The sequence below is a fragment of the Halomonas sp. Mc5H-6 genome (assembly GCF_024124705.1).
Lineage (GTDB): Bacteria > Pseudomonadota > Gammaproteobacteria > Pseudomonadales > Halomonadaceae > Vreelandella > Vreelandella subterranea.
Window position 1 is genome coordinate 1 of sequence record NZ_JAMXSI010000020.1, and the last position, 21465, is coordinate 21465.

A 21465-nucleotide genomic window follows, 5' to 3' on the forward strand; every position below is an offset into this window, starting at 1 on the left:
AGAGCGTGCAGGTTAGACTTGGACATGGCGTATCATTCCTCTGTTGGTTGTGATCTTGGCGGTGATCAACCAACAGGATACGCCACCCTTTCAGCCGGCTTCCATACACCAGAAATCACCATAGCTCCCCTGTCCATTGAAGGTGCATAAAGCTGGCGCCATTGATCGGCCAACTCTTCACTGGGTAGCTCAATATCCAGCTCTTTCTCTAGCTCGCCGAACTGGTGAATCAAACTGGAACGCCAATCTACGATAGTGCCAAATACGTCAAACACGATGGCTTTCATTCACGTCTCCTTGCCGCTATATGGTCATTAATAATCCCAGCAGTGCGGCACAGATACAATCGCCTGTTGGTGAATGGGCAAAACGTGACGTTTTGCGAGAACGTGTTCTACCTCTTCCATGATAATAAGATTCAGGAAGTCTGGTCGGTGATCGATAAGACTGCAATCGAGGCCCAGCTTGATTAAATTGCCTCTCAAACCAGGCAGGTTTCGCCATGGTCTGCCATAGTGAAAGCTAACCAGTGATAACTCTCAAGGAGGAGAGAAGATGGCCCGTACTACCCGTAAAGAGCCTATTAGCGAAGAGCAAGCAGAAGCCATCATCATTTCGGGATGGCGTGTTATAGACGTCACCCAGCCCGGGGCGATCAAGTCTATGCGACGCTTCGAGACCAAGCCATCCAGAGAACAGGGGAATGATCTGGACGACGTCCAGGACTAAGATGCCTCGCAGGCTAACGTAGCTAAAGGTGGCGAATACCCCCTTAAGCCTTTATTGCACTCACCAGGTAGCGGACTCGTGAAGCGCCCTGCCCTCCGCAAGTGACTTTGTCTCTAAACACATAGCCCCGAATGGTCATGGTGCGGAAGTGCATCAGGCGGCTCTCATTGGGAGGCGGCATCATCTTGTTCGTCTTGCTCGGCAGGGGTGCTGAAGTGGTCCTTCTGTTCTGCCCATTTCAGCAAGGCATCCAGCGCCGGGCAGAGCGTTTGCCCCCATTCGGTCAGGCGGTACTCCACTTTTGGCGGCACCTGGGGATAGACCTTTCGGGCCACAATGCCATCCGCTTCCAGTTGGCGCAGCTGTTGGGCCAGCATTTTCTGGGAGATCTCAGGGATGAGTTTTCCGAAATCGGAGTAGCGCTGCACTTTTCCATCGAACAGATGAAAGAGAATAATCAGCTTCCAGCGCCCATCCAGCATTTTTAATATATTTTCCACATCGCTTGCGGCGGTAGCGGGCGTATAAATCTTTCTCATGGGTAAGCCACTTACCTTTTTGTGCGTTCTTGCTAACGCGTAATTCCAGGTAGAAGATTCTCGCATATTAACCCTTGCGAGAGATGACCATCATGAGTTTGTCACTGCCAGACGCGATCACCACTTACTTCCGCATCAGCAACGGGGCGGACGACACCCACCTTGGCGATTGCTTTACCCAAGATGCCTGTGTCTCGGATGAGGGAGAAACCCACCGCGGGCGCACCGCTATTCAGTCATGGCTGCGCGCCACCCGTGCCAAGATTGCGTATCGCGTCGAGCCGGTCAGTGTTTCCCATCAAGACAACACGATGGTGGTTACCGCCACCGTGACCGGCGACTTCCCCGGCAGCCCGGTGCAACTGGATCACACTTTCCAGCTTGCCGATGCGCAAATCCAGTCATTGGAGATTCACTAATGAACCTGAACTTGAACGGGCGACGCGTTTTAATCACCGGTGGTAGCAAAGGGGTTGGCGCTGCCGTGGTGGCACTCTTTCGCGAGGAAGGCGCGCAGGTACTGACCGCGGCCCGCACCCGCCCCGCTGAGCTGCCTGAAGCGCTGTTTGTTGCTGCTGACTTAACCACTGCCGAAGGCTGTTCCTCCGTGGCCGAGGCAGTCAACGAACGCTTGGGCGGAGTGGATATTATCGTTCATGTGCTGGGTGGCTCATCCGCGCCCGGCGGCGGGTTCGCTGCCCTTGGGGAGGATGAGTGGCAGCGCGAGCTCGACATCAACCTGTTTCCTGCCGTACGGCTGGATCGCGCCCTGCTGCCCGGCATGCTGGCTGAGGGCAATGGGGTTATTATCCACGTGACCTCCATTCAGCGTGAACTCCCCCTGCCCGAATCCACCACGGCTTACGCGGCGGCCAAAGCAGCGCTCTCCACCTATAGCAAGAGCTTATCCAAGGAAGTGTCGCCCAAAGGAGTGCGTGTGGTTCGAGTTTCACCCGGCTGGATCGAGACGGAAGCCGCCGTTGCGCTGGCCGAGCGCATTGCCCAAGACGCAGGTACCGATTACGCAGGTGGCAAGCAGATCATCATGGAATCGCTGGGTGGCATCCCGATTGGCCGCCCTTCGAAGCCTGATGAAGTAGCCAACCTGATTGCGTTTCTGGCGTCACCGCTGGCGGCGACCATCACAGGTACGGAGTATGTGATTGATGGTGGTACCGTGCCTTCAACTTAACGAAAGCTCATCAACAACGGCTTTGACTCTTTCACGGGCTGCGCCTTGCAGCGTGTTCAGCGGCTGGGGCAAACAAGGTTGGCTGACCTTCCCGGTGAGTTCGGCGATGGTGGCGGCGACCCGTAGACTCCCGCCGTAGTCACGGTAGAGCGCCCATAACGGCTCGAGCGCTTGGGAGCGGGCCATCGCTTGCTCGGTATCGCCTGCTTGGGCGGCGCGGGTGAGCGCCAGCGGGATGTCCGGGTAGAGCCCGCCGATCACCGAGTACCAGGCATCGCACCCGGCGAGTAGCCCGGTGGCGGCGGCCGGGTCGCCGCTGATGCCGATGGTCACATCAGAAGGGATTAAAGCTCGCAGCCCTGCAACGCGCGCCTTGGCAGCGGTTAGGTCGTTTTGCACCGGCGATATCTTGATCGAGCGCACCTGGGGCAGTTGGGCGATGCGCCCATGCAGTTCGTCGCTGAACTGGAAGTGGGTGGTGCCGGGGTTGTCGTACACGCAGAGCGGTACGCTCAGCGAGCGGCAGACCGTCTCGTACAGGTTGAACACTTCCTCATCGGTGAGCTTTTGATACGACACCGGCGCCAGCAGAACGCCGCTTGCGCCTGCTTGCTGGGCATGTTCGGCGTTGATCAGCACATCGCGGGTGCGTAGCGCGCCAATACCGGCGATAACAGGCACCTTGGCGGCACTTTCCACGCTCAGTTTGACCACGCGGGCGCGTTCGTCACTGTTTAAATAGGCGTAATTGCCCGTCGAGCCCAGCACGCCGATGGAGTCCACCTCGGCTTCCGCCAGGCGCGTCACCAAGCGAGTAAACGCCTGCTCATGGATCCCTTGTTCATTCATGGGGGTTAGCGGAAATGCGCTCAGGCCGGTCAACATGATGAAGGCTCCTTTACTGCCCAAAGTTGATACCCAGGCGCAGCGCCTGGAGGCCGTCAAATTCGACGCTGACCTCGTCAGAGAACACCGGGTGCCCCTGCACGGCCATATCCACGGTCGCTTGGGCGCCGCGGTAGGTGACGGTGATGGCGATATTGGCTGAGGTACTGACCGGCGCCGTCAGCCCGTACGTCACGTCATCGACGCTGATGGACGACAGCCCACGATCTTCCAGTTGCTGTTCAACTTCCTGTTGTACGGCCACGCCGTAATAGACATACAAGCCAGCGTAACCCAGCGCCAGCACGATAATCAGTGAAAAGAGCTTTCCCATGTAAATTCCTCAAGAGTATGACGTTGGCATCACGCTGGCCGTCAGGGCTTTTCAGCGCCCGCCCATTTCGTCCGAGAGGTCGGGGCCGGGATGCAGGCGGCCCGGCCAGCGTAACACCATGATCGCCAGAACGTTGCGATGTTCACCACCCGACAGGCTCACTTCCCCTGAGGGTGAGGGGATGATGCCGCTGGGCGGGTCTACCGCCGCCACCAGGGCCCCGCGCACCCGGCCCACCAGCGGGTGGTCGTCGCAACCGGCAAGCTGGAAGGCCAGTGCCACTTCGGCCTGGATGTCGGCCGTGGCCCGGGCCATGATACCGGCTGCCTCCCGCTCCAGCGCTTCCAGCACCCAGGCGTGCACTTCCGGGTCTACTTTCCGCTGGTAGTAGCGGCTGTCCGCGATGACGAAGTGGGTCAGGCCGTAGAGCCAGTTACGGTACTCGGCGTCGTCGAGCTCGGCGACTCGCTCGGGCGGGTAGTAGCGACGGAAGGCTGCCTCCACCTCTTGGCGCAGGTCCATCACACCGAGCTGGTGCAGGAAGTACACATAGTTGGCCACCTGAGCGGCATAGACCTCGATCACCGCGGGGTCGGTCAGGAAAGGCTCCCAGTCGACCTCGGCGAGGTAGTCCAGCGCCCGTTGGCGGTTCTCAACGGCTGGCAACAGGTCGTGATACTCGGCCTGGACCAGCCGGAACAACAGCGACCGGGCGAAGGCGATCTCTCCCCACTCACCCAACATGGCGCGTCGGGCACGCTGCTTGGCGGTGCGCTGCGAGTAGTCGTCAACGATCGCTCGGCTTTGGGCAGCCGCGTACCCGGGCTCGGCCAAGCCGACGATATCCACCCCGAGGCGCGCCAGCAGACGCTCGCCATAGGCACGATTGAGGGCCCGCCAGCGCGGCTCCCCCGTCAGGCGGTAGAGCCGCTGGGCAAAGTGGCGCTGCTTGTCCTCGGACAGTGTCGGCAGCGCCCGCTCGTAGACTCCCTGGATGGCCAGACCGGCGTCGCGCTGGGCGTCACGTTCCGCTTGCGGCTCAATGACGGCGCAGCCGGCCAACAGCAGCACCATCATCAGTGAAAAGAGTTTTCTCATGCCGAATCCTTGGTGGTTTTCGCTAGCGATAGCCCATCATTGCACAGTCAATGAGCAATTATGTACAAGCATCAGTGACATTGTCGGCATAAGCTGGGGGTGTGTTTCGAGGTGTTGGGTTTCATCAGGGGAGGTCGGCATGAGTAACGCCAGCCGGTTTGAGTTCTTCAAGAGTCATCATGTGCCGACACTGACGGTGCTGAAGGCGGCCATTGAGGATTTCAGCTACGACCCGCATGCCCATGAGGAGTATGCCTTTGGCGTCACGCTGGCCGGGCGTCAGGACTTTTTCAGTGGTGGGCAGTTTCATCGCAGCCCGCCGGGCAACGTGATTCTGTTCAACCCTGAGGAAGTCCACGACGGGCATTCGGGCGGCGCACAAGCGCTGGACTACCTAATGGTGTATGCCCACCCGGAACAGGTAACGCCGCTGTTCGCCGAGGTACTTGGCCGCGAAAGCGCCACAGGCTTCCGTTCCGACCAAACGCTGATTCAGGATGCGCCCCTGCGCCACGCCATTCTGGAACTAGCGCGTTTGGTGAGTACCCACGCCGGTAGCTGCATTGACCAGGAAAATGCGCTTTATCAGGTGGTTGAGCGAACCGTTCAGCTAGGCGGCCGTGTTCAACCCAGCCGCATCACGCAACGCCCGGATGCCCTGCTGGACCTTGCCAGGGCGTTTATCCACGCCCACCTGGAAGCGGATATGTCGCTTGACGACATCAGCCAGGCCGCGCATTTATCCAAGTACCACTTTTTGCGGCTGTTTCGGCAGCACTACGGCATGACGCCTCACCAGTACGTGATTAACTGCCGGATCAATGCGGCCCGTGCAGCGCTGGATCAGGGGGCGCCGCTGAATGAGGTGGCGTTGCGGTTTGGGTTTGCCGACCTTAGCCACTTCAATCGCCGCTTCAAGCGCATCTACGGCATGACGCCCCACCAATACCAGCGCGATATCACGCGTTAGCCACACCCCACTTAGAGGTTCCACCATGTTAGCAATCGTCGCCTATGCCCTGGGCGTCATGTACACCCCTGGGCCTGTAAATCTGCTCGGCCTGAATGTCGGCATCAATGGCCAGGCCAGACAGTCGGTCGGGTTTTGCCTGGGCGTGGGAATGGCCATGCTTGTGTACCTGCTGGTGTTGGGCTGGGCGGGCGCTGCCTGGATCAGCGGTAACGCCCTGATCCTGGTGAGTGCGCTGGGCTGTAGCTACATTGTCTACCTGGCCGTCAAGATTGCCCGCGCCAACGCGGATTTGGGCGAGCCTGACCATGCACCGCGCCTGCTGAGCTTTCGCGATGGGCTGGTGATGCAGCTGCTCAACCCGAAGGCCATCGTCGCGACCCTGCCCATAGCCACCCTTCAGTTTCCGGCGGCGGGCATTCAGGGCGTCATCCTGGTGATCTGGGCGCTGGGGCTTTCCGCCATGGCGGCGGGCGCCCCAGGTAGCTACGTGGTCATCGGTAGCCTGGTGGGTGAGCGTATTAAGAGCGCGCGGGTCGTGAAGGGCTTCAACTGGCTGATGGCGGGGCTATTGGTCGCCGTGGCGCTGTCGATTGGTGCCGAACATGTGTGGAGGCCGCTTGTGTCCTGAGCGTTTTAGCACTCCGATAGCGATGACATGATCCAACCGCAAATCACCTTATAGCCCCTATTTCGCTTTTTATTTAATAGCCATGAGTTTCCTCCCCCACAGCGCCGTCTCCACTTCGGTCTACCTCCGGCAGGCCCTGACGCTTTCCGCCAGCTCACTCACCAGGCCGTGTACCCGCTCCACGGCTTCATCAGGCGTCGTGGCGTGTTCGATGCAGTCAACCAGTGCGGAGCCCACCACCACCGCATCGCTGTAGCGGCCAATGGTTGCCGCCTGCTCGGCGGTGCGGATGCCGAAGCCGACGGCGATGGGCAGTTCGGTATCTTCCCGCAGGCGCGAAACTGAGGCTTCCAGCCGTTCTGATGTGGGGGCACTGCCGCCGGTCACGCCCGCTACAGAGACGTAGTAGATAAACCCGGAGGCGTTCGCCAACACTCGGGGCAGGCGTTTGGCATCGGTGGTCGGAGTGGCGAGGCGGATAAAGTCGATGCCGTGCCGAAACGCGGGCTGGCAGAGTTCTTCGTCGTGTTCGGGGGGCAGGTCCACCACGATCAGGCCGTCGACTCCGGCACGGGCGGCATCGGTCAAGAAGTGCTCAACGCCGTAGCGGTAAATGGGATTGTAGTAACCCATGAGCACAATCGGCGTGGTGCTGTCCTGTTCGCGGAAGGTGCGCACCATCTCCAGCGTTTTGGCCTGGGTCTGGCCGTTATTCAGGGCGCGCTGGGCCGCCTTTTGAATGGCGGGGCCATCGGCCATGGGGTCGCTGAACGGCATACCCAGCTCGATGATATCCACCCCGGCGGCAGGCAGCCCGTGCAGCAGGCGACGCGAGGTGTCGGCATCCGGGTCGCCGGCGGTCAGGTAACTGATCAGTGCCGGACGATTTTGCTGCTTGAGTGTACTGAAGCAGTGGTCAAGACGTGTTGGGTTGCGCATGGTCTGACTCACGGTAGCGTTCATCGCGTTGTCCTGGATCGCGCTCATACGTTTTTCACTCCGAATTTATCGCCAAGGTGATGGGCAACGCTGGTCATGTCCTTGTCGCCACGGCCGCTCAGGTTGATCACCATCAAGTGCTCGCGGGGAAGCTGGGGCGCGCGTTTGGCGACTTCTGCCAACGCATGGGCGGTTTCCAGGGCGGGAATGATGCCTTCCATGCGGCAGCAAATCTGGAACGCCTCCAGCGCCTCGTCATCAGTGGCCGAGACGTACTCGACCCGCTTCTGCTCGTGCAACCAGGCGTGCTCTGGCCCGATGCCGGGATAATCCAGCCCGGCGGAGATCGAGTGAGCGTCGGTAATCTGGCCGTCTTCATCTTGCAGCAGGTAGGTGCGGTTGCCGTGCAGTACCCCAGGGGTGCCGCCGTTCAGGCTGGCGGCGTGCAGGCCGCTTTTGACGCCCTTGCCGCCCGCTTCCACACCGACCATGTGAACGTCCGGGTCATCCAGGAACGGGTAGAACAGGCCGATGGCATTGGAGCCGCCACCCACGCAGGCCACCAGTGAATCCGGCAGGCGACCATGCTTTTCCAGCATCTGGGCGCGGGTTTCATGGCCAATCACCGCCTGGAAGTCGCGCACCATGGCGGGGTACGGGTGCGGCCCGGCCACGGTGCCAATGATGTAGAAGGTGTCGTCGACGTTGGTGACCCAGTCGCGCAGGGCTTCGTTCATGGCGTCCTTGAGCGTGCCGGTCCCGGAGGTGACGGGGACGATCTCCGCACCCAGCAGCTTCATGCGGAACACGTTGGTCTGCTGGCGTTCGATGTCCGTCGTGCCCATGTAGATCACACAGGGCAAACCAAAGCGCGCCGCCACGGTGGCGGTGGCGACGCCGTGCATCCCCGCGCCGGTTTCGGCGATGATGCGCTTCTTGCCCATCTGCTTGGCCAGCAGCACCTGGCCGATACAGTTGTTGATCTTGTGCGCGCCGGTGTGGTTGAGCTCTTCGCGCTTGAGATAAATGCTGGCTCCGCCAAAGTGCTCGGTCAACCGTTCGGCGAAGTAAAGCGGGCTGGGCCGCCCCACGTAGTCACCCTGAAAATAGGCCAACTGACGCTGAAATTCGGGGTCGTTCTTGGCGGTGGTGTATTCGTCTTGCAACTCCAGAATCAGCGGCATCAGGGTTTCGGCGACGAAGCGGCCGCCAAAGTTGCCAAACAGGCCGTTGGCATCGGGCAGGCTCTGGGATATGTCTACAGGTTGATTCATCACGACCTCTGAATGCGTGTTGAGTATGTGATGACGTTAAGGCAAGCGCGTGAAGATAAAAATCGATAAGATGTCACCAACATGTGAGCTGGAGTCACACATCAATGCACAATAGCCTGCCACCGCTTAGCGCCTTGCGCGCCTTCGAAGCCACTGCCCGGCTGGGCAGCGTGACCGCTGCTGCCGAGGAGTTGAGCGTGACCCACGGCGCCGTCAGCCGCCAATTAAGAAGCCTGGATGAGCATTTTGGCGAGGCGCTGTTTACCAAAGCGGGCCGCGGCATTGTGCTGACACCCCACGGCGAGAAGCTGCAAAGCGGCTTGAGTGACGCCTTTGCTCAGCTGCGCAATAGTTGCGCCGCGCTCAAACGTGATGTGGAGGAAGCGCCCTTCACCCTCGCCTGCCCCGGCAGCCTGCTGGCCCGCTGGCTGATTCCCCGGCTGGACCGCCTTCACCGTGACCTGCCCGACCTCAAGCTGAAAGTGGTGGTTAGCGAAAGTGAGCATCCTGAAAAGCAGACGGACGCCAGCGCGAGCCTTGCGTTTTCCGAGCCGCCATGGCCCGCCGAGGTGGACGTCGTCGAGCTTATCCCGGAGCAGATATGCGCGGTGGCGAGCCCGCCACTGGCCGCGCAGTGCGACCCCGCCAACCCGGCAACGCTATTCGACAACACGCTGCTATACACCGCCTCGCGCCCTCAGGCATGGCCGCATTGGGCCAACGCCCAAGGGCTTGAACAGGCACAACTTGAAGCGGCGCTACGTAAAGGCCAGGGGTTTGAGCACCTTTACTACCTGATGGAAGCGGCCGTGGCGGGGTTGGGCGTGGCGATTGCCCCCACGCTATTGGTGGAAGACGACCTGAAGAGCGGCCGACTGGTTGCCCCCTGGGGCAGCATCGAAACCCCCGCCCGCCTCTGCCTGTGGCTGCCCAGCCAAACCGACTTACTCACCCACCCTCGCCGCAGCGAGCCGCTGGCGGAATGGCTTAAGGGGGAGCTTGGGAGATAAATGCGAAGGCATTAGTGAGGCTGCGTGTTATCCGGAAGCTTGTGACTCGCTTCGGCTTTCAACCTTTCAACCAGCCAAACTTTGATAATAGATTGACGCGTAACGCCTATACGAGCGGCCTCACGATCCAGGGACTCAACCACCCAAGCGGGGAAGTCGACATTGATACGCTTCGGATCTTGATTAACACGGTGTGCAGTGGATAAATCAAGATCATCAAGAATATCTTCGCTACCTTGGTCAAATTTTTGATCAAAGTCGTTAGCTTTCATAGAGTTCTACCTCTCTTTTACGCGAGCGCCTTACCGAAATGAGTCGAATTTTTTCATTTCGGTAGGTGATGACGGCAGACCAGTGTTTATCACCAATCAGCCCTATCATCAGAAAACGCGGCTCATCATCAGATTTGGCTTGAATTTCCAGCAAATCAGGATCATTCCAAAGCGCCTGAGCATCTAGAAAGTCAATTCCATGCTTTATCCGATTGGCTACGCTTTTGTCATCATCATACTCAAAGTCGCTCATGAGTATAAATTATTCCTTTTTTACTCAAGCCGCAAGGTAGCGCAACACTTCCATGCTGCTCAACAAGCGTGCCGAGACAGCTTTATGCCGCCTTTTTACCTCTACTCACCCACGCAAGCGCTCACGGTTGCTGGCTACTAGTTCAGCAAGAAAATCCACTACGGCCCGGATACGGGCTGATTGGGTGAGATCCGTCTGGATGACGAGATAGATGGGCTGATCCACGCCGATGTCGGACTCGAGGCAAACGAGGTCAGCCTCCAGCGCCAGAAAGTGCGGCAGTACCGCGATCCCCAGCCCCGCTTTGGCCGCCGCTAGCTGGGTCGCCAATGATGTGGTGGTCAGCACCGGTTCGCGACCTCGTAGCATCCGTTCAACCCACTGGGCGGCGGGCAAATGCGCTTGCGTGTCGCCCCAGGTGATAAAGGCATCCGTGTCGTAATCGCCCGCATCATGATGAGCCTTGCGCTGCGCTGCATAGCCGGGGCTCGCGTAAAGCCCGAAACCCAGCATACCCAAGCGGCGAAGGGTGACGTTGCCCCGCTCTGGCTTGACCATTCTAAGTGCCAAGTCGGCGTCGCGGCGGTGCAGGTTGACGGTGGTGATATCGGTCACCAGTTCAAGCGTGATGCCAGGGTACTGCGCATGAAATTGCGGCAATGCGGGCAGAATCAGCGCCGTGGCTAGGTTTTCAGCGGTCGCCAAACGCACTCTGCCGCTCAGTTGCGCAGCATTGTAAACCCCGCTGGAAAAGGCCGCCGCTGCCGCCTCCAAGGCTTCGGCTTTATCGATTAGCCCCGCTCCCTCCTCGGTAAGCTGATAGCCCGATTGCTGACGTACAAACAGCGGCAGTTTTAAAGCGTTCTCCAGCCGTTCGATACGCCGGGAGAGCGTGGCGATGCCCAGATTCAGCTCGGCGGCGGCACCACTCAGCGTGCCGTGGCGCGCCACCGCTAGAAAGGTGCGCGTATCGTCCCATACCCAGCCACGCGGCATGTGTTTTTCATGATCGGAAACTGTTTTATCTAATTCGTTAATTTTTTTCATTATCGGATAGTGCCACGCTGTTACGGCGCCACTCAAGAACGCGTCACTTCTGGAGGAATATCATGCAACAACGAACGCTAGGCAGCGATCTAACCGTTTCCGCTATCGGCTTAGGCTGCATGGGGATGAGCGAGTTTTACGGCCCTCGGGACGATAGCGAGTCGCTGCGGGTCTTGGCCCGGGCAGTAGAACTAGGTATCGACTTTTTCGACACGGCGGATATGTACGGGCCGCATCATAACGAGGCGTTGATTGGCCGCTTTCTCGCCAGTCACAAGCCTAAGGTCCGTATCGCCACCAAGTTTGGCATTGTGCGCAACCCTGGAGAATATCAACGTAGCCTGGACAGCAGCGCCCACTATGCCCAACAAGCCTGCGAGGCATCGCTGCGACGGCTGGGCATTGAGCAGATCAATCTCTACTACGTCCATCGTGTTAACCCGGACACGCCAATTGAAGAGACGATGGAGAGCCTAGCGCAGTTGGTGAAAGAGGGGAAAATTGCCCACATTGGCCTATGCGAAGTCAGCGCAGACACCCTGCGCCGTGCCCACGCTGTAAACCCGGTGACAGCGGTGCAAACCGAGTACTCGCTCTGGACGCGAGACGTTGAACAAGCCGTATTGCCCACCTGCCAGGAACTCGGCATCGGCTTTGTGCCCTACTCGCCGCTGGGCCGTGGCTTTTTAACGGGAAAACTTCAGGAAAATACCGACTTCGGCGAAGGGGATTTTCGCCCTAACCTGCCGCGCTTCTCTGAACAGGCCATGCATGCCAACCGCCGAATCGCCGACGTCATCGGTGAAATGGCGGACCATAAAGGCTGCACCCCGGCGCAGCTGTCGCTGGCCTGGCTGCTATCCAAAGGCGATAACATTGTGCCGATTCCGGGCACCAAGCGTCTTCGCTACCTTAAAGAGAATGCGGCAGCAACGTCCATCACCCTGTCCGCCGACGAGCAGCAACGGCTTGAAGCGGCCACCGCGCGTCTTCCGGTGACCGGTGAGCGCTACACGCCGGAAGGCATGAAGGGGGTCAATGCCTGAAAGGCTGGTGGCTCATTGAGAACGTACTACTTGATAATCTCGTCGATCGACCGTTTGCCGTCCAGCAACGCGAACTCTTGGTTGGTAACGCTGCTTTGCAGTGCGTAGTGCAACGCATGGGCGACATTGGCGCGGGAGATTTGATTGTCACCGGCCTCGTCGATTGAGCTTGCAAACTGCTGGCTGGCGACGTCATCCGTCAAACGTCCGGGTTTCAGAATCACGTAGGGTAAGCCGCTGTTGCGCAGATGGGCATCGGCGGCGAATTTTGCGGCCATGTAGGGGCGCAACTTCTCGGGCGCTTCCATGGGGTTTTCGGCCCGTATCGCGCTGATCATCAGGTAGCGGGAGAGACCTTTCTGCTTGGCGATATCGGCAGCACGAATGGCCCCGTAAAGATCGATCAACAGGGTCTTGTCCGGCCCGGTGTGCGGTCCTGAACCAGCAGTGAAGACCACTTGGTCACAGCCTTCAAAGGCGTGCGAAAAGTCGTCTTCCAGGTCGGCAATGACGGTATCGATACCTCTGTCATTGAACCACGGCACCTGCTCTTCGCTGCGAATCATCGCCTTGATGGGCGTGCCCGCTTTTTGGGCCAGCTCGCAGAACTGTTTGCCAATCTGTCCGTTCGCGCCAATCACTAACGCCGTCATAACGTCTCCTTGTGAGTTGCCTGTGTAGAGTAAATGCTGACAAAAAAGACGACATTCAACCCAGGGGCGGCAAGAGAATCGTTAATTGCTTATAGCAGATGAATGAGTTGGCTTCACCCGCAGCAACCTGCCTTCCGGGCTGTCGGTGAGCAGGTAGATCGCGCCTTCCGGACCTTGGCGCACATCGCGAATGCGCTCTTCAAGCTCGCCGAATAGCCCTTCTACGTCTTCGGCACTTGAAGCGTCATCGTATAACCGCACGCGGCGCACTTCTTTATTGACCAGTGCGCCGACCAGCAAGTCGCCCTGCCATTCAGGAAACAGCTCACCGCTGTAGAGCGCCATGCCGGAAGGTGCAATCGAGGGCGTCCATTCAAGCGTCGGTGGTTCGGTACCTGGGTAGTCTTCGAACGGCGTCACCCGTGCACCGGTGTAATCCAGCCCACCCGTGGCGATTGGCCAGCCGTAGTTAGCACCTGCTTCGATGATGTTGATTTCGTCACCGCCCCGCGGGCCGTGTTCGTGGGCGATCAGCCGCTGATGCTGGTCATCGAACACCACCCCTTGTACGTTGCGGTGACCAAGACTATAGATTTCCGGGCGAGCGTCACCGTAGTACACAAAGGGATTGTCCTGGGGCACGCTGCCGTCCGGATTTAGCCGCACAATGCTGCCGATGTGATTACCCAGATTCTGTGCCTCCTCGCGGTAATCAAAGCCATCGCCCAGTGTCAGTATCAGGGTGCCATCCGGCAGCCAGGCGATGCGCCCGCCGAAATGGGCAGCGCCCTGCTTGGCGGGTTGGACACGAAATATCTCGCTGACGTTTTCCAGGCTGTTGTCTGCAAACTTAGCTCGGGCCAGGCAAGTGTGATTGGCCTGCGCAGTGCCACAGGCATAGCTGAGATACACCTGCCGGTCGTCTTCAAACTGCGGTGACAGCGCCACATCAAACAGCCCTGCCTGCCCGGCGGCCAATACCTCTGGCACGCCAGCCAGCGATTCCACCAGCTTTTCGCCATCATCACTCAGTAACCGAAGTCGCCCAGGGCGTTCGGTGACCAGCATGCGCCCGTCAGGTAGAAAGGCGAGCGACCAGGGGTGCGCCAAATCGTCGGCAAGCGTTTCGATATGATACGTCAGGTCTGCCTGGGCCGGTTGGCTTATGACAGGCAGTACAGCCAGGCTACCGACAGCGAGCAACACCGCGAAACCGGAAAAACCGCGCGGACGCTTGGCGTCTTGGGCATGACGACGCAGCCCCGCGAAGACAGCCCCGGCTACTCCCGCGGTCGCCAGCATGGCTACCTGCCCGGCAATTCCTCGCGTGGCCGCAATCAAGGTTGGCGGTGGGGCCAGTGTATTGACCAGCCAAAGCGTCGCCCACAAACCCACGACTGCACCACCTGTGCATAACCACACTGAAAAACGGCCGCCCAGCCAGCATGACAATGCCACCGCCACACTTTGCGACACGACGAAGCCCACCGAAAACAGCACCGCATACAGCGGCGCAAAGCTGGCCAGGTCGTGCAGGGTCGTGGCGATACGCGTCCCTGGGGGGATATCGACGCCCAGCGCCTGAAGCGCGGCAAGATTGAACTGGGTTTGCACTACGCTACCCAACACCACGCCTACCAGAAGCGCGACTATAAAAGGGATAACGCCGGTTAATATGCCTGATGGTTGGGTCATCAATCTGCTCGGAAGATGGTAACTTGTCAGCCTCACAGACTAGCAGCTTCTGGGTAATTCAGTGAGATCAGTGACTTTTCTATTCTGAACAGGCATTACAACGTGACTCATTTGGCATAATCCTCGAAAGCGGGTAGTGTTATTAAACGCACATTCAATAAAGGGAAACAATTATGCAACGTCTTCCGCTAGTGACCGCCGTATCGATGGGTCTTTTCGCGGGTGCTGCCACGACCGCCGCCTTGGCGGATACCTCGCCGCTGGAGCAGCAGCTAAAAGATCTGCAATCGTTTCAAGTCATCGCCCACCGGGGCGCCAGCGGCCATGCGCCGGAAAGCACCATGGCAGCCTACGAACTGGCCCATGAGTGGGGGGTTGATTACCTGGAGCTGGACGCACAGCTTTCGTCCGACGGTGAAGTGGTGGTGTTTCATGATGACACCATTGACCGTACCAGCGACGGCGAAGGTGCGATCAACGACTATACCCTGGAAGAGCTGAAGGCGCTGGACACCGGTACCTGGTTCAACGAGGCAAATCCCGATAGCGCAAGCGATGACTTTGCAGGGGCAGAGATGCTCACCCTGGATGAGCTATTCGAGCACTTTGGCCACGATGCCCGCTACTATATCGAGACCAAGTCGCCCCAGTTGAACCCGGGCCTGGAAGAAGCTCTGGTGGAAAAGCTGGAAGAACACGACATGATCGAGAGCGGCCGCGTACTGGTGCAATCCTTCGAGCAGGACAGCCTGTTAAAAGTGCAGGCATTAAACGCTGACGTGCCGCTGATCCAGCTGGTGTGGTATTACCCGAGCGAAGAAGAGGATTCGACACTGGTGGAGTGGACAGGCGTGACGCCGGGGCCCGCCGAGATTACCGATGAAGACTTCCAGGCAGTCGCCGATTATGCCGTGGGTATCGGCACGAACTACATTTATGACGGCCGGGAGGTGATTGACGCCGACTTTATCCAGCAAGCCCAGGAAAACGGCTTGCCGGTACACGTCTATACCATCAACGAAACCGAGGAAATGGAGCGTCTGATGGACATGGGCGTCAACGGCCTGTTCACCAACTACCCTGACCGCCTGCTGGAACTGGTGGAATAAGCACCCACCAACCATCCGTAGAAGACGCCCGAATTAGCCGGGCGTCGCAGGCCGCTGAAAGTCGTTGATGGTGATACTGGCAAACTTTTCCAGGAAGAACACCAAGGACTCGGGATGGCGGAAGCGTTCGCTGAAAGCTTCCTGACCCTCCGGCGAGTGGCGGGTGATATTGGCCTCGTACTCGTTACCTACCTTGAACACATTGGCATGGTTTTCACGCTCGCCTTCGCGGTGAACCGCGGTGAGCGCAGTTTGCTGCTGGAGCATGACCCTCAATCGGTTGGCATCACTTCTCTCGTCTTCCGTGGCCCACAGGGGCTGATCACGGTTACCGTAGTGATAGAGCATAATCGCCAGCAGAATGGCAAAGATGCTGCTGGTCAGCACCCATGTCAGCGTGACACCTGACACCGACATTTGCAGCATCACCACGAATTGCACGACCGCACCGACGGCCAGGGCAACCGCCAGCGGTCGCCACATGCGCGGATTCATCATGCTGCGCTGAAGGCTTATTCCCCAAAGCCCCAGCACGGCAAAAAAACCGACGACCAGATACACCGCCGCGAGCAGCGTACCGCCCCCCATCAGCACGGCAATAATACCGATTACCAGTAACAGGCTATAAAAGGCTGCCAGCAGGCAGTAGGCACGCTTTAGGGTCATCAGAACCTCCTGAGCCACGTTGTTGTTATGCGGGGTCTTCACAGTCGAGTATAGCCAATTCACCCGAGCATGCCCGCGGGCCCGCCAGAGCATCGCTAGATGTCGGCCTGCTCCGCCGGGAAAGGCCAGGCTAGGTCCGCGAAGAAAGATCCTTGTCGCCGCGGATCTGCGCGTGGCTGATCAACGCAAAAATAAAGGTACCACCAATTACGTTACCCACCAGCGTAGGCAGGCCAAACTGGAACAGCAGCTCGCTCCAGCTGATATTACCGATCATCAGTAGGTAAAACCCTTCACTTGCACCCACCACGATATGGGTGAATTCGCCAATCGCCATGACGTAAGTAATGATAATGATGACCCATACCTTGGCTTGCCCGGCGGCGGGAATCAGCCACACCAGAGTGGCGATCATCCAGCCCGCAAGAATGGCTTTGGCGAACATTTCGAAGGGCGAGTTTTCCATCATGTGCTCGCCTATCGCGATAAATGACTCATGGGTGGCCGCGTCAAACATCGGCATATACAGAAACGTGGCAGCAGAAAGCGCCGCGCCCAATAAATTACCCAAAAGCACCACACTCCAAAGGCGCCCCAGGAAAGCGAAGTTTTTCCGTGTCGGGTTGCTCATCACGGGCAACACGGCCGTCACGGTATTTTCAGTGAACAATTGCTGGCGGGCGAGAATCACGGCAATAAAGCCAATGGTGTAACCCAGGCACTCGATCAGAAACCCCACATCACTATCCGGCAGTCTGGCGTGCATGACACCCCGCGCCACCATGGAAAAGCTCATCGATATACCGGCGGCCACCGCTGAAAGCAGCAGTGCCATCGAACCGCGCGCTAGCTCCTTTTGCCCATCCATACGCAGGCGCTGGTGAACGGCGGCGGCCTGGGAAGGCAACTCTTTGGCCTCTTGTTGCTCGGCGTTTTTGGGATTTCGCTTGGCGCGCTCGATGTTGCCGTCGGTCTCTTGCTCACCGGCTGCTTCCGCATCCAGGCCACCTTCGAAATCATCTTCTGCGTGATGTACTTCCTGGCTCATAACCTTGCATCCTCTGCAAACAATCCAAAGATCCAACAAAACAACGGGCTATTAGCCTAGCGGCAACCTCGAAAATAGGACAGCGATTTGCTAACGGACCCACCTACTTGCATCAGATCCCTTCAGATACAAAAAACCAACCCTTGAGTTGCAGTAAAACGCCTTGCGAACAACGCACCAAACCTGATGTCACGCTATAATTAGCCAATGGTTTTAACGGAACACCACGCTTGGATGCATTTATGACCGATACATCACGCCAGTCGATTCGGCAATCCTGGAATCCTGAAGGATATGCCCAGCATGCTCACTTCGTCCCCGACATGGGCAGCGAGGTGCTTGCGTTGCTTGCCCCCAAGCAGGGTGAGCGGATTCTGGATCTGGGTTGCGGCGATGGTGTGTTAACCGAACGCATCGCCAAGAGCGGGGCTGAGGTGGTGGGAATCGATGCCTCGCAAGAGATGGTCAGCGCCGCCCAGGAGCGCGGGCTCAATGCACGCGTCATGGATGCCTACCAGATGCCGTTCGATCAGGAATTCGACGCAGTGTTCAGCAACGCGGCGCTGCACTGGATGCTCGATCCGCAAGCGGTACTGGCCAGTATCAAACGTGCCCTGAAACCGGGCGGGCGTTTTGTCGCCGAATTTGGCGGGCATGGCAATGTCGCCGCTATTTGCACCGCGTTGATTGGCGCGCTGCAGTTCCGCGGTATCAGTGCCCGCGGCCGCTACCCCTGGTATTTCCCCACGGCGGAAGATTATCGCCACCTGCTGGAAACCGCCGGGTTCAAGGTCGAGTCGATTGAGCTTATCCCGCGTCCAACGCGGCTCCCCACCGGCATGACCGGCTGGCTGAATACCTTCGCCAGCCCTTTCTTTCATGGCCTGGAGGATGATTTGCGTGAATCCGTGATCGACAACACCCAACTGCTATTGGCCCACAGCCTGCGCGATGCGCAGGGCAACTGGACCGCCGATTACGTCCGTTTAAGGGTATCGGCTAGCGTCTGACCCGCGTGGCCCCGCCTCGCTTGAGGCGGGGCCACGCTTTACACCTTGCTAGAACTCATCCCACTCATCGTTATCCTGCTGCGCGGTAGCCGGTTGCTGCTTGCTGCGCGGACGTTCTGCACCCGGCGCCGCCAGTGTGGCGTCGGGCTGTGAGGGCGAGGTGTCAGGTTTGTGAGACTCAGTGCTGGGCTGCGCGGCATCGCCTTCTTCCAGGCGGAAGGTTGCCATCAGCGCGGCAAGCTGTTTTGCCTGACCTTCCAGCGAGGCAGCGGCCACATTGGTTTGCTGCACCAGCGCGGCATTTTGCTGGGTCACCGAGTCCATTTCCGTCAAGGCGGCGTTTATCTGTTCGATGCCGTTGTTCTGTTCACGCGTGGCGGTGGAGATTTCGCTGACCAGCGTGGTGACCTGGCGGATGGAATCCACAGTGTCATTGATCGTTTCACCGCTTCTCTCGGCCTGTTGCGCGCCCTGATGAATCTGGCCGGTGGTGGCCTCGATCAATTGGCGGATCTCTTTGGCCGATTCCGCACTGCGGCTTGCCAACTGGCGCACTTCGCTGGCAACCACGGCAAACCCGCGCCCCTGCTCGCCAGCTCGCGCCGCTTCCACCGAGGCGTTCAACGCCAGAATATTGGTTTGAAAAGCAATCGAGTCGATCACGCCAATGATGTCATTGACGCGCTCTGCACTGGTGGCAATATCACGCATCAACTGCACCGTATGGGCCACTTCCTTGCCACCACTTTCCGCTGACTGCGAAGCCGACACCGACAGCTGATCCGCCTCTTGTGCGGTTTCGGTATTACGGCTCACGGTGGTGGCCATTTGTTCCATACTGGAGGCCGTTTGCTGAAGCGCGGCGGCCTGCTGCTCCGTGCGCGCGGAAAGGTCCTGGCTCCCCGCGGAAATATCGCCGGTACCGCTGAATACGCTATCGCTGCTTTCGCGTAGCGAGACCACCAGCGATTTAAGTTTGGTCTGCATATAAGCCAACCCTTTATAGAGCTGACCTACCTCGTTGCGTCCCCGATCTTCTATGTTGGCAGTCAAGTCGCCGCTGGCAATACGTTCGAAGTGCCCCACCGCCTCACGCAGCGGCGTGACCAGCCCGCGTACAATCACCATGCGCATGATCAGCGTCGCCAGCACGGCCGTGACCAACAGGACAATGGCGATGATGCCGACGATACGGTTCAGCGAAGAAACCTCGACCAGCATGGCATCACTGCGCTGATTGGCATAATGGGTGAACGCCTGCATGGCCTCGTCAAAGGCCATACCCAGCTCGCTTAACTCTTCCTGACTGCGTTGAATCTGGAACGGTGCCGCCTCCAGCAGGGGTTTAATACCTTCGGTCACGAACGCATCGTAGGTCGCCACCATGTCGTTAACGTATTCCGTGCGGGGATCATCCTCGGCAAGCTCGACCTGTCGGAACTGCTCAAAACGCTGGTCGGCGGTCTCAACGGCGGCCTGGGCCATCGCCTGGCTCTCCTGACCTTTTTCCGGGTTCCCTTGCATGCTGAAACTGGCATAGCGATCAAGAAACGTCTGGGCACGTAGTGCGTTGACCTGGGTGCGGTTGGCGGCGTTGGCCAGCTCTCCGTTGTTGATGGCCAGCTCGTGCAGCGCGTTTTCGCTGGTGGTATTCGAGTAAAAGCCCAGCCCGCCAATCAGCCCGATCATCAGCAGTAAGATAACCAGCGCGGCGGTCAGGCTCCATTTAATCGAGAGGTGCTTCATCCTGTTGATCCCTTGGGGTTTTTAAGAATAGGTATCAAGGCCTATCGGCAGGGAACGCAGAAAATGAAGTCGTACTAGAGAAATATAGACTTTGGTCTAATAAAAAGCCCGATGAGGAGCGGTCGGCTCGTCATCGGGCAGTCACCTAGGCTAGCGTTGGATTGGCTTTACAACGTTAGGGATTGAACTTTAAAACGTTAGATTGAACCTAAAAAACGTTAGATAGTTGCCATGTCGATGACGAAACGGTAGCGAACATCGCCTTTCTCCATACGCTCGAAACCTTCATTGATGTTGTTGATATCCAGCATTTCAACATCGCAGGTAATCCCCTGGTCGGCGCATAGCTGCAGCACTTCCTCGGTTTCTGCAATACCGCCAATCAGCGACCCGGCGACCACACGACGCTTGAAGACCAGATTGAACCCTTCAATGGCCGGTTCAATCGGCTCCAGCAGACCCACAATAATGTGTGTGCCGTCATACTTGAGAGACGCCAGGTACGGGTTAATGTCGTGCTGGACCGGCACGGTGTCGAGCATGAAGTCGAAGGTTTCTGCTACGGCGTCCATCTGCGCCTGGTCGCTGGATACCACAACGTGATCGGCACCGTTACGCTTGGCTTCTTCCACTTTGGCATCCGAGCGGGTAAATACGGTGACTTCGGCGCCCAAAGCTTTCGCCAGTTTGACGCCCATATGGCCCAGGCCGCCCATGCCGATGACGCCAATCTTGTGACCTTCACCCACACCGTGGTGCTTGAGCGGCGAGTAGGTGGTAATACCGGCGCACAAGATCGGCGCAGCAGACGCCAGGTCAATGCCATCAGGCATTTTCATCACAAAGTGATCGCTGACCACGATCTTGTTGGAGTAACCCCCTTGGGTCATGGTGCCATCCTGGCGGTCTTCGCTGCCATAAGTCATGGTAAAGCCGTTCAGGCAGTACTGTTCCACACCATCCTGGCAGGCCGAGCAGGTACGGCAGGAATCCACCATGCAACCAACGCCGACAATATCCCCCTCTTTGAAGCGGGTTACCTTGTCACCAACGGACGTCACGCGGCCGACGATTTCATGCCCGGGGACAATCGGATACTGGGTCATCCCCCAATCGTTTTTAGCGAAGTGCAGGTCACTGTGGCAAACGCCGCAATACATGATATCGATAGCGACATCGTCCTGGCGGGGCTCGCGGCGGTCAAAGGTAAACGGGGCTAGCGGTTTTTCAGCAGAAAAGGCGGCGTAGGCTTTTGCTTCACTCATCAAATAAGGCTCCTTGTTGAGGTGATTCCCTGATAGCTAGGGACTGATACCCAG

The 21465-nt window shown here is 58.5% G+C and carries 26 protein-coding genes; 10 read left to right on the forward strand and 16 right to left on the reverse strand.

The features are described 5' to 3' along the window. Positions 1 to 65 precede the first annotated feature (65 nt). Positions 66 to 287, reverse strand: a complete 222-nt coding sequence (locus tag NH395_RS17595; protein WP_253026731.1) for a hypothetical protein — start codon at positions 285 to 287, stop codon at positions 66 to 68. Between the two features lie 69 nt (positions 288 to 356). Between NH395_RS17595 and NH395_RS17600 the strand changes: the two genes are divergently transcribed. Further along, a complete protein-coding gene (locus NH395_RS17600; protein ID WP_366066243.1) occupies positions 357 to 473 on the forward strand; it encodes an ester cyclase in 117 nt (38 codons plus the stop codon). 82 nt (positions 474 to 555) lie between these two features. Further along, positions 556 to 729, forward strand: coding sequence for a hypothetical protein (locus NH395_RS17605; protein ID WP_253026733.1), 174 nt, complete (start codon positions 556 to 558; stop codon positions 727 to 729). Between the two features lie 164 nt (positions 730 to 893). On the opposite strand, the gene NH395_RS17610 is transcribed toward NH395_RS17605, so the two are convergent. Continuing rightward, positions 894 to 1268 (reverse strand): winged helix-turn-helix transcriptional regulator, encoded by a 375-nt coding sequence (locus tag NH395_RS17610; protein ID WP_253026735.1) that lies wholly within the window; start codon positions 1266 to 1268, stop codon positions 894 to 896. 92 nt (positions 1269 to 1360) lie between these two features. On the opposite strand from NH395_RS17610, the gene NH395_RS17615 reads away from it, so the two are divergent. Together NH395_RS17615 and NH395_RS17620 are read left to right on the forward strand one after the other, a co-directional pair. Further along, positions 1361 to 1687 carry a nuclear transport factor 2 family protein gene (locus tag NH395_RS17615; RefSeq protein ID WP_253026737.1) on the forward strand — a complete coding sequence of 109 codons (327 nt, stop codon included), beginning with the start codon at positions 1361 to 1363 and terminating at the stop codon, positions 1685 to 1687. After that, positions 1687 to 2460: an SDR family oxidoreductase gene (locus NH395_RS17620; RefSeq protein ID WP_253026739.1), complete on the forward strand. Its 774-nt coding sequence runs from the start codon at positions 1687 to 1689 to the stop codon at positions 2458 to 2460. The genes NH395_RS17615 and NH395_RS17620 overlap by 1 nt, the downstream gene beginning before the upstream one ends. Here the strand turns inward: NH395_RS17620 and NH395_RS17625 are convergent. Genes NH395_RS17625 through NH395_RS17635 form a run of 3 tightly spaced genes read right to left on the reverse strand, consistent with a single transcriptional unit; the run spans position 2452 to position 4777 of the window. Then, positions 2452 to 3345 (reverse strand): dihydrodipicolinate synthase family protein, encoded by an 894-nt coding sequence (locus NH395_RS17625; RefSeq protein WP_253026741.1) that lies wholly within the window; start codon positions 3343 to 3345, stop codon positions 2452 to 2454. The genes NH395_RS17620 and NH395_RS17625 overlap by 9 nt on opposite strands. Positions 3346 to 3358: 13 nt before the next feature. Beyond that, entirely contained in the window at positions 3359 to 3679 is a 321-nt protein-coding gene (locus tag NH395_RS17630) for a hypothetical protein (protein ID WP_253026743.1), read from the reverse strand. Positions 3680 to 3730: 51 nt separating this feature from the next. Continuing rightward, positions 3731 to 4777: a DUF3541 domain-containing protein gene (locus NH395_RS17635; protein ID WP_253026745.1), complete on the reverse strand. Its 1047-nt coding sequence runs from the start codon at positions 4775 to 4777 to the stop codon at positions 3731 to 3733. Positions 4778 to 4916: 139 nt separating this feature from the next. Between NH395_RS17635 and NH395_RS17640 the strand changes: the two genes are divergently transcribed. Beyond that, the gene (locus NH395_RS17640; protein WP_253026747.1) at positions 4917 to 5747 is read left to right on the forward strand and encodes an AraC family transcriptional regulator; all 831 of its coding nucleotides are present in this window, start codon (positions 4917 to 4919) and stop codon (positions 5745 to 5747) included. Positions 5748 to 5772: 25 nt separating this feature from the next. Next, the gene (locus tag NH395_RS17645; protein WP_253026749.1) at positions 5773 to 6378 is read left to right on the forward strand and encodes a LysE family transporter; all 606 of its coding nucleotides are present in this window, start codon (positions 5773 to 5775) and stop codon (positions 6376 to 6378) included. A 120-nt stretch (positions 6379 to 6498) separates the two neighbouring features. Here NH395_RS17645 and trpA read toward each other — a convergent pair whose 3' ends face one another. Both trpA and trpB read right to left on the reverse strand, forming a co-directional pair. Beyond that, positions 6499 to 7317 (reverse strand): tryptophan synthase subunit alpha, encoded by an 819-nt coding sequence (gene trpA, locus NH395_RS17650; protein ID WP_253026788.1) that lies wholly within the window; start codon positions 7315 to 7317, stop codon positions 6499 to 6501. A 44-nt stretch (positions 7318 to 7361) separates the two neighbouring features. Further along, positions 7362 to 8591 (reverse strand): tryptophan synthase subunit beta, encoded by a 1230-nt coding sequence (trpB, locus tag NH395_RS17655; RefSeq protein ID WP_253026751.1) that lies wholly within the window; start codon positions 8589 to 8591, stop codon positions 7362 to 7364. A 104-nt stretch (positions 8592 to 8695) separates the two neighbouring features. On the opposite strand from trpB, the gene NH395_RS17660 reads away from it, so the two are divergent. Further along, entirely contained in the window at positions 8696 to 9601 is a 906-nt protein-coding gene (locus NH395_RS17660) for a LysR family transcriptional regulator (protein WP_253026752.1), read from the forward strand. Between the two features lie 11 nt (positions 9602 to 9612). Here the strand turns inward: NH395_RS17660 and NH395_RS17665 are convergent, their stop codons facing one another. The 3 genes from NH395_RS17665 to NH395_RS17675 form a co-directional block, all read right to left on the reverse strand. Beyond that, complete coding sequence (locus NH395_RS17665) at positions 9613 to 9873, reverse strand: CopG family transcriptional regulator (RefSeq protein ID WP_253026754.1); 261 nt, start codon at positions 9871 to 9873, stop codon at positions 9613 to 9615. Then, a complete protein-coding gene (locus NH395_RS17670) occupies positions 9863 to 10126 on the reverse strand; it encodes a BrnT family toxin (RefSeq protein ID WP_253026756.1) in 264 nt (87 codons plus the stop codon). Before NH395_RS17670 ends, NH395_RS17665 begins: the two co-directional genes overlap by 11 nt. Before the next feature lie 105 nt (positions 10127 to 10231). Then, a complete protein-coding gene (locus NH395_RS17675) occupies positions 10232 to 11173 on the reverse strand; it encodes a LysR family transcriptional regulator (RefSeq protein ID WP_253026758.1) in 942 nt (313 codons plus the stop codon). A gap of 62 nt (positions 11174 to 11235) precedes the next feature. On the opposite strand from NH395_RS17675, the gene NH395_RS17680 reads away from it, so the two are divergent. Continuing rightward, positions 11236 to 12219, forward strand: a complete 984-nt coding sequence (locus NH395_RS17680; RefSeq protein WP_253026760.1) for an aldo/keto reductase — start codon at positions 11236 to 11238, stop codon at positions 12217 to 12219. Positions 12220 to 12245: 26 nt separating this feature from the next. On the opposite strand, the gene NH395_RS17685 is transcribed toward NH395_RS17680, so the two are convergent. Continuing rightward, positions 12246 to 12872 (reverse strand): SDR family oxidoreductase, encoded by a 627-nt coding sequence (locus NH395_RS17685; RefSeq protein ID WP_253026762.1) that lies wholly within the window; start codon positions 12870 to 12872, stop codon positions 12246 to 12248. Positions 12873 to 12953: 81 nt separating this feature from the next. Beyond that, positions 12954 to 14567: a PQQ-dependent sugar dehydrogenase gene (locus NH395_RS17690; protein WP_253026764.1), complete on the reverse strand. Its 1614-nt coding sequence runs from the start codon at positions 14565 to 14567 to the stop codon at positions 12954 to 12956. Positions 14568 to 14740: 173 nt separating this feature from the next. Here NH395_RS17690 and NH395_RS17695 point away from each other — a divergent pair, with 173 nt between their 5' ends. After that, positions 14741 to 15676, forward strand: coding sequence for a glycerophosphodiester phosphodiesterase (locus NH395_RS17695; RefSeq protein ID WP_253026766.1), 936 nt, complete (start codon positions 14741 to 14743; stop codon positions 15674 to 15676). Positions 15677 to 15709: 33 nt separating this feature from the next. On the opposite strand, the gene NH395_RS17700 is transcribed toward NH395_RS17695, so the two are convergent. Both NH395_RS17700 and NH395_RS17705 read right to left on the reverse strand, forming a co-directional pair. Then, positions 15710 to 16342: a hypothetical protein gene (locus tag NH395_RS17700; protein ID WP_066321611.1), complete on the reverse strand. Its 633-nt coding sequence runs from the start codon at positions 16340 to 16342 to the stop codon at positions 15710 to 15712. Between the two features lie 130 nt (positions 16343 to 16472). Further along, a complete protein-coding gene (locus tag NH395_RS17705; protein WP_082926115.1) occupies positions 16473 to 17390 on the reverse strand; it encodes a formate/nitrite transporter family protein in 918 nt (305 codons plus the stop codon). A 242-nt stretch (positions 17391 to 17632) separates the two neighbouring features. On the opposite strand from NH395_RS17705, the gene NH395_RS17710 reads away from it, so the two are divergent. Beyond that, entirely contained in the window at positions 17633 to 18400 is a 768-nt protein-coding gene (locus tag NH395_RS17710) for a class I SAM-dependent methyltransferase (protein WP_253026768.1), read from the forward strand. Between the two features lie 48 nt (positions 18401 to 18448). Here NH395_RS17710 and NH395_RS17715 read toward each other — a convergent pair whose 3' ends face one another. Both NH395_RS17715 and NH395_RS17720 read right to left on the reverse strand, forming a co-directional pair. Beyond that, positions 18449 to 20146: a methyl-accepting chemotaxis protein gene (locus tag NH395_RS17715; RefSeq protein ID WP_253026770.1), complete on the reverse strand. Its 1698-nt coding sequence runs from the start codon at positions 20144 to 20146 to the stop codon at positions 18449 to 18451. A 218-nt stretch (positions 20147 to 20364) separates the two neighbouring features. Then, positions 20365 to 21411 (reverse strand): NAD(P)-dependent alcohol dehydrogenase, encoded by a 1047-nt coding sequence (locus NH395_RS17720; RefSeq protein WP_253026772.1) that lies wholly within the window; start codon positions 21409 to 21411, stop codon positions 20365 to 20367. Positions 21412 to 21465: the final 54 nt, after the last annotated feature.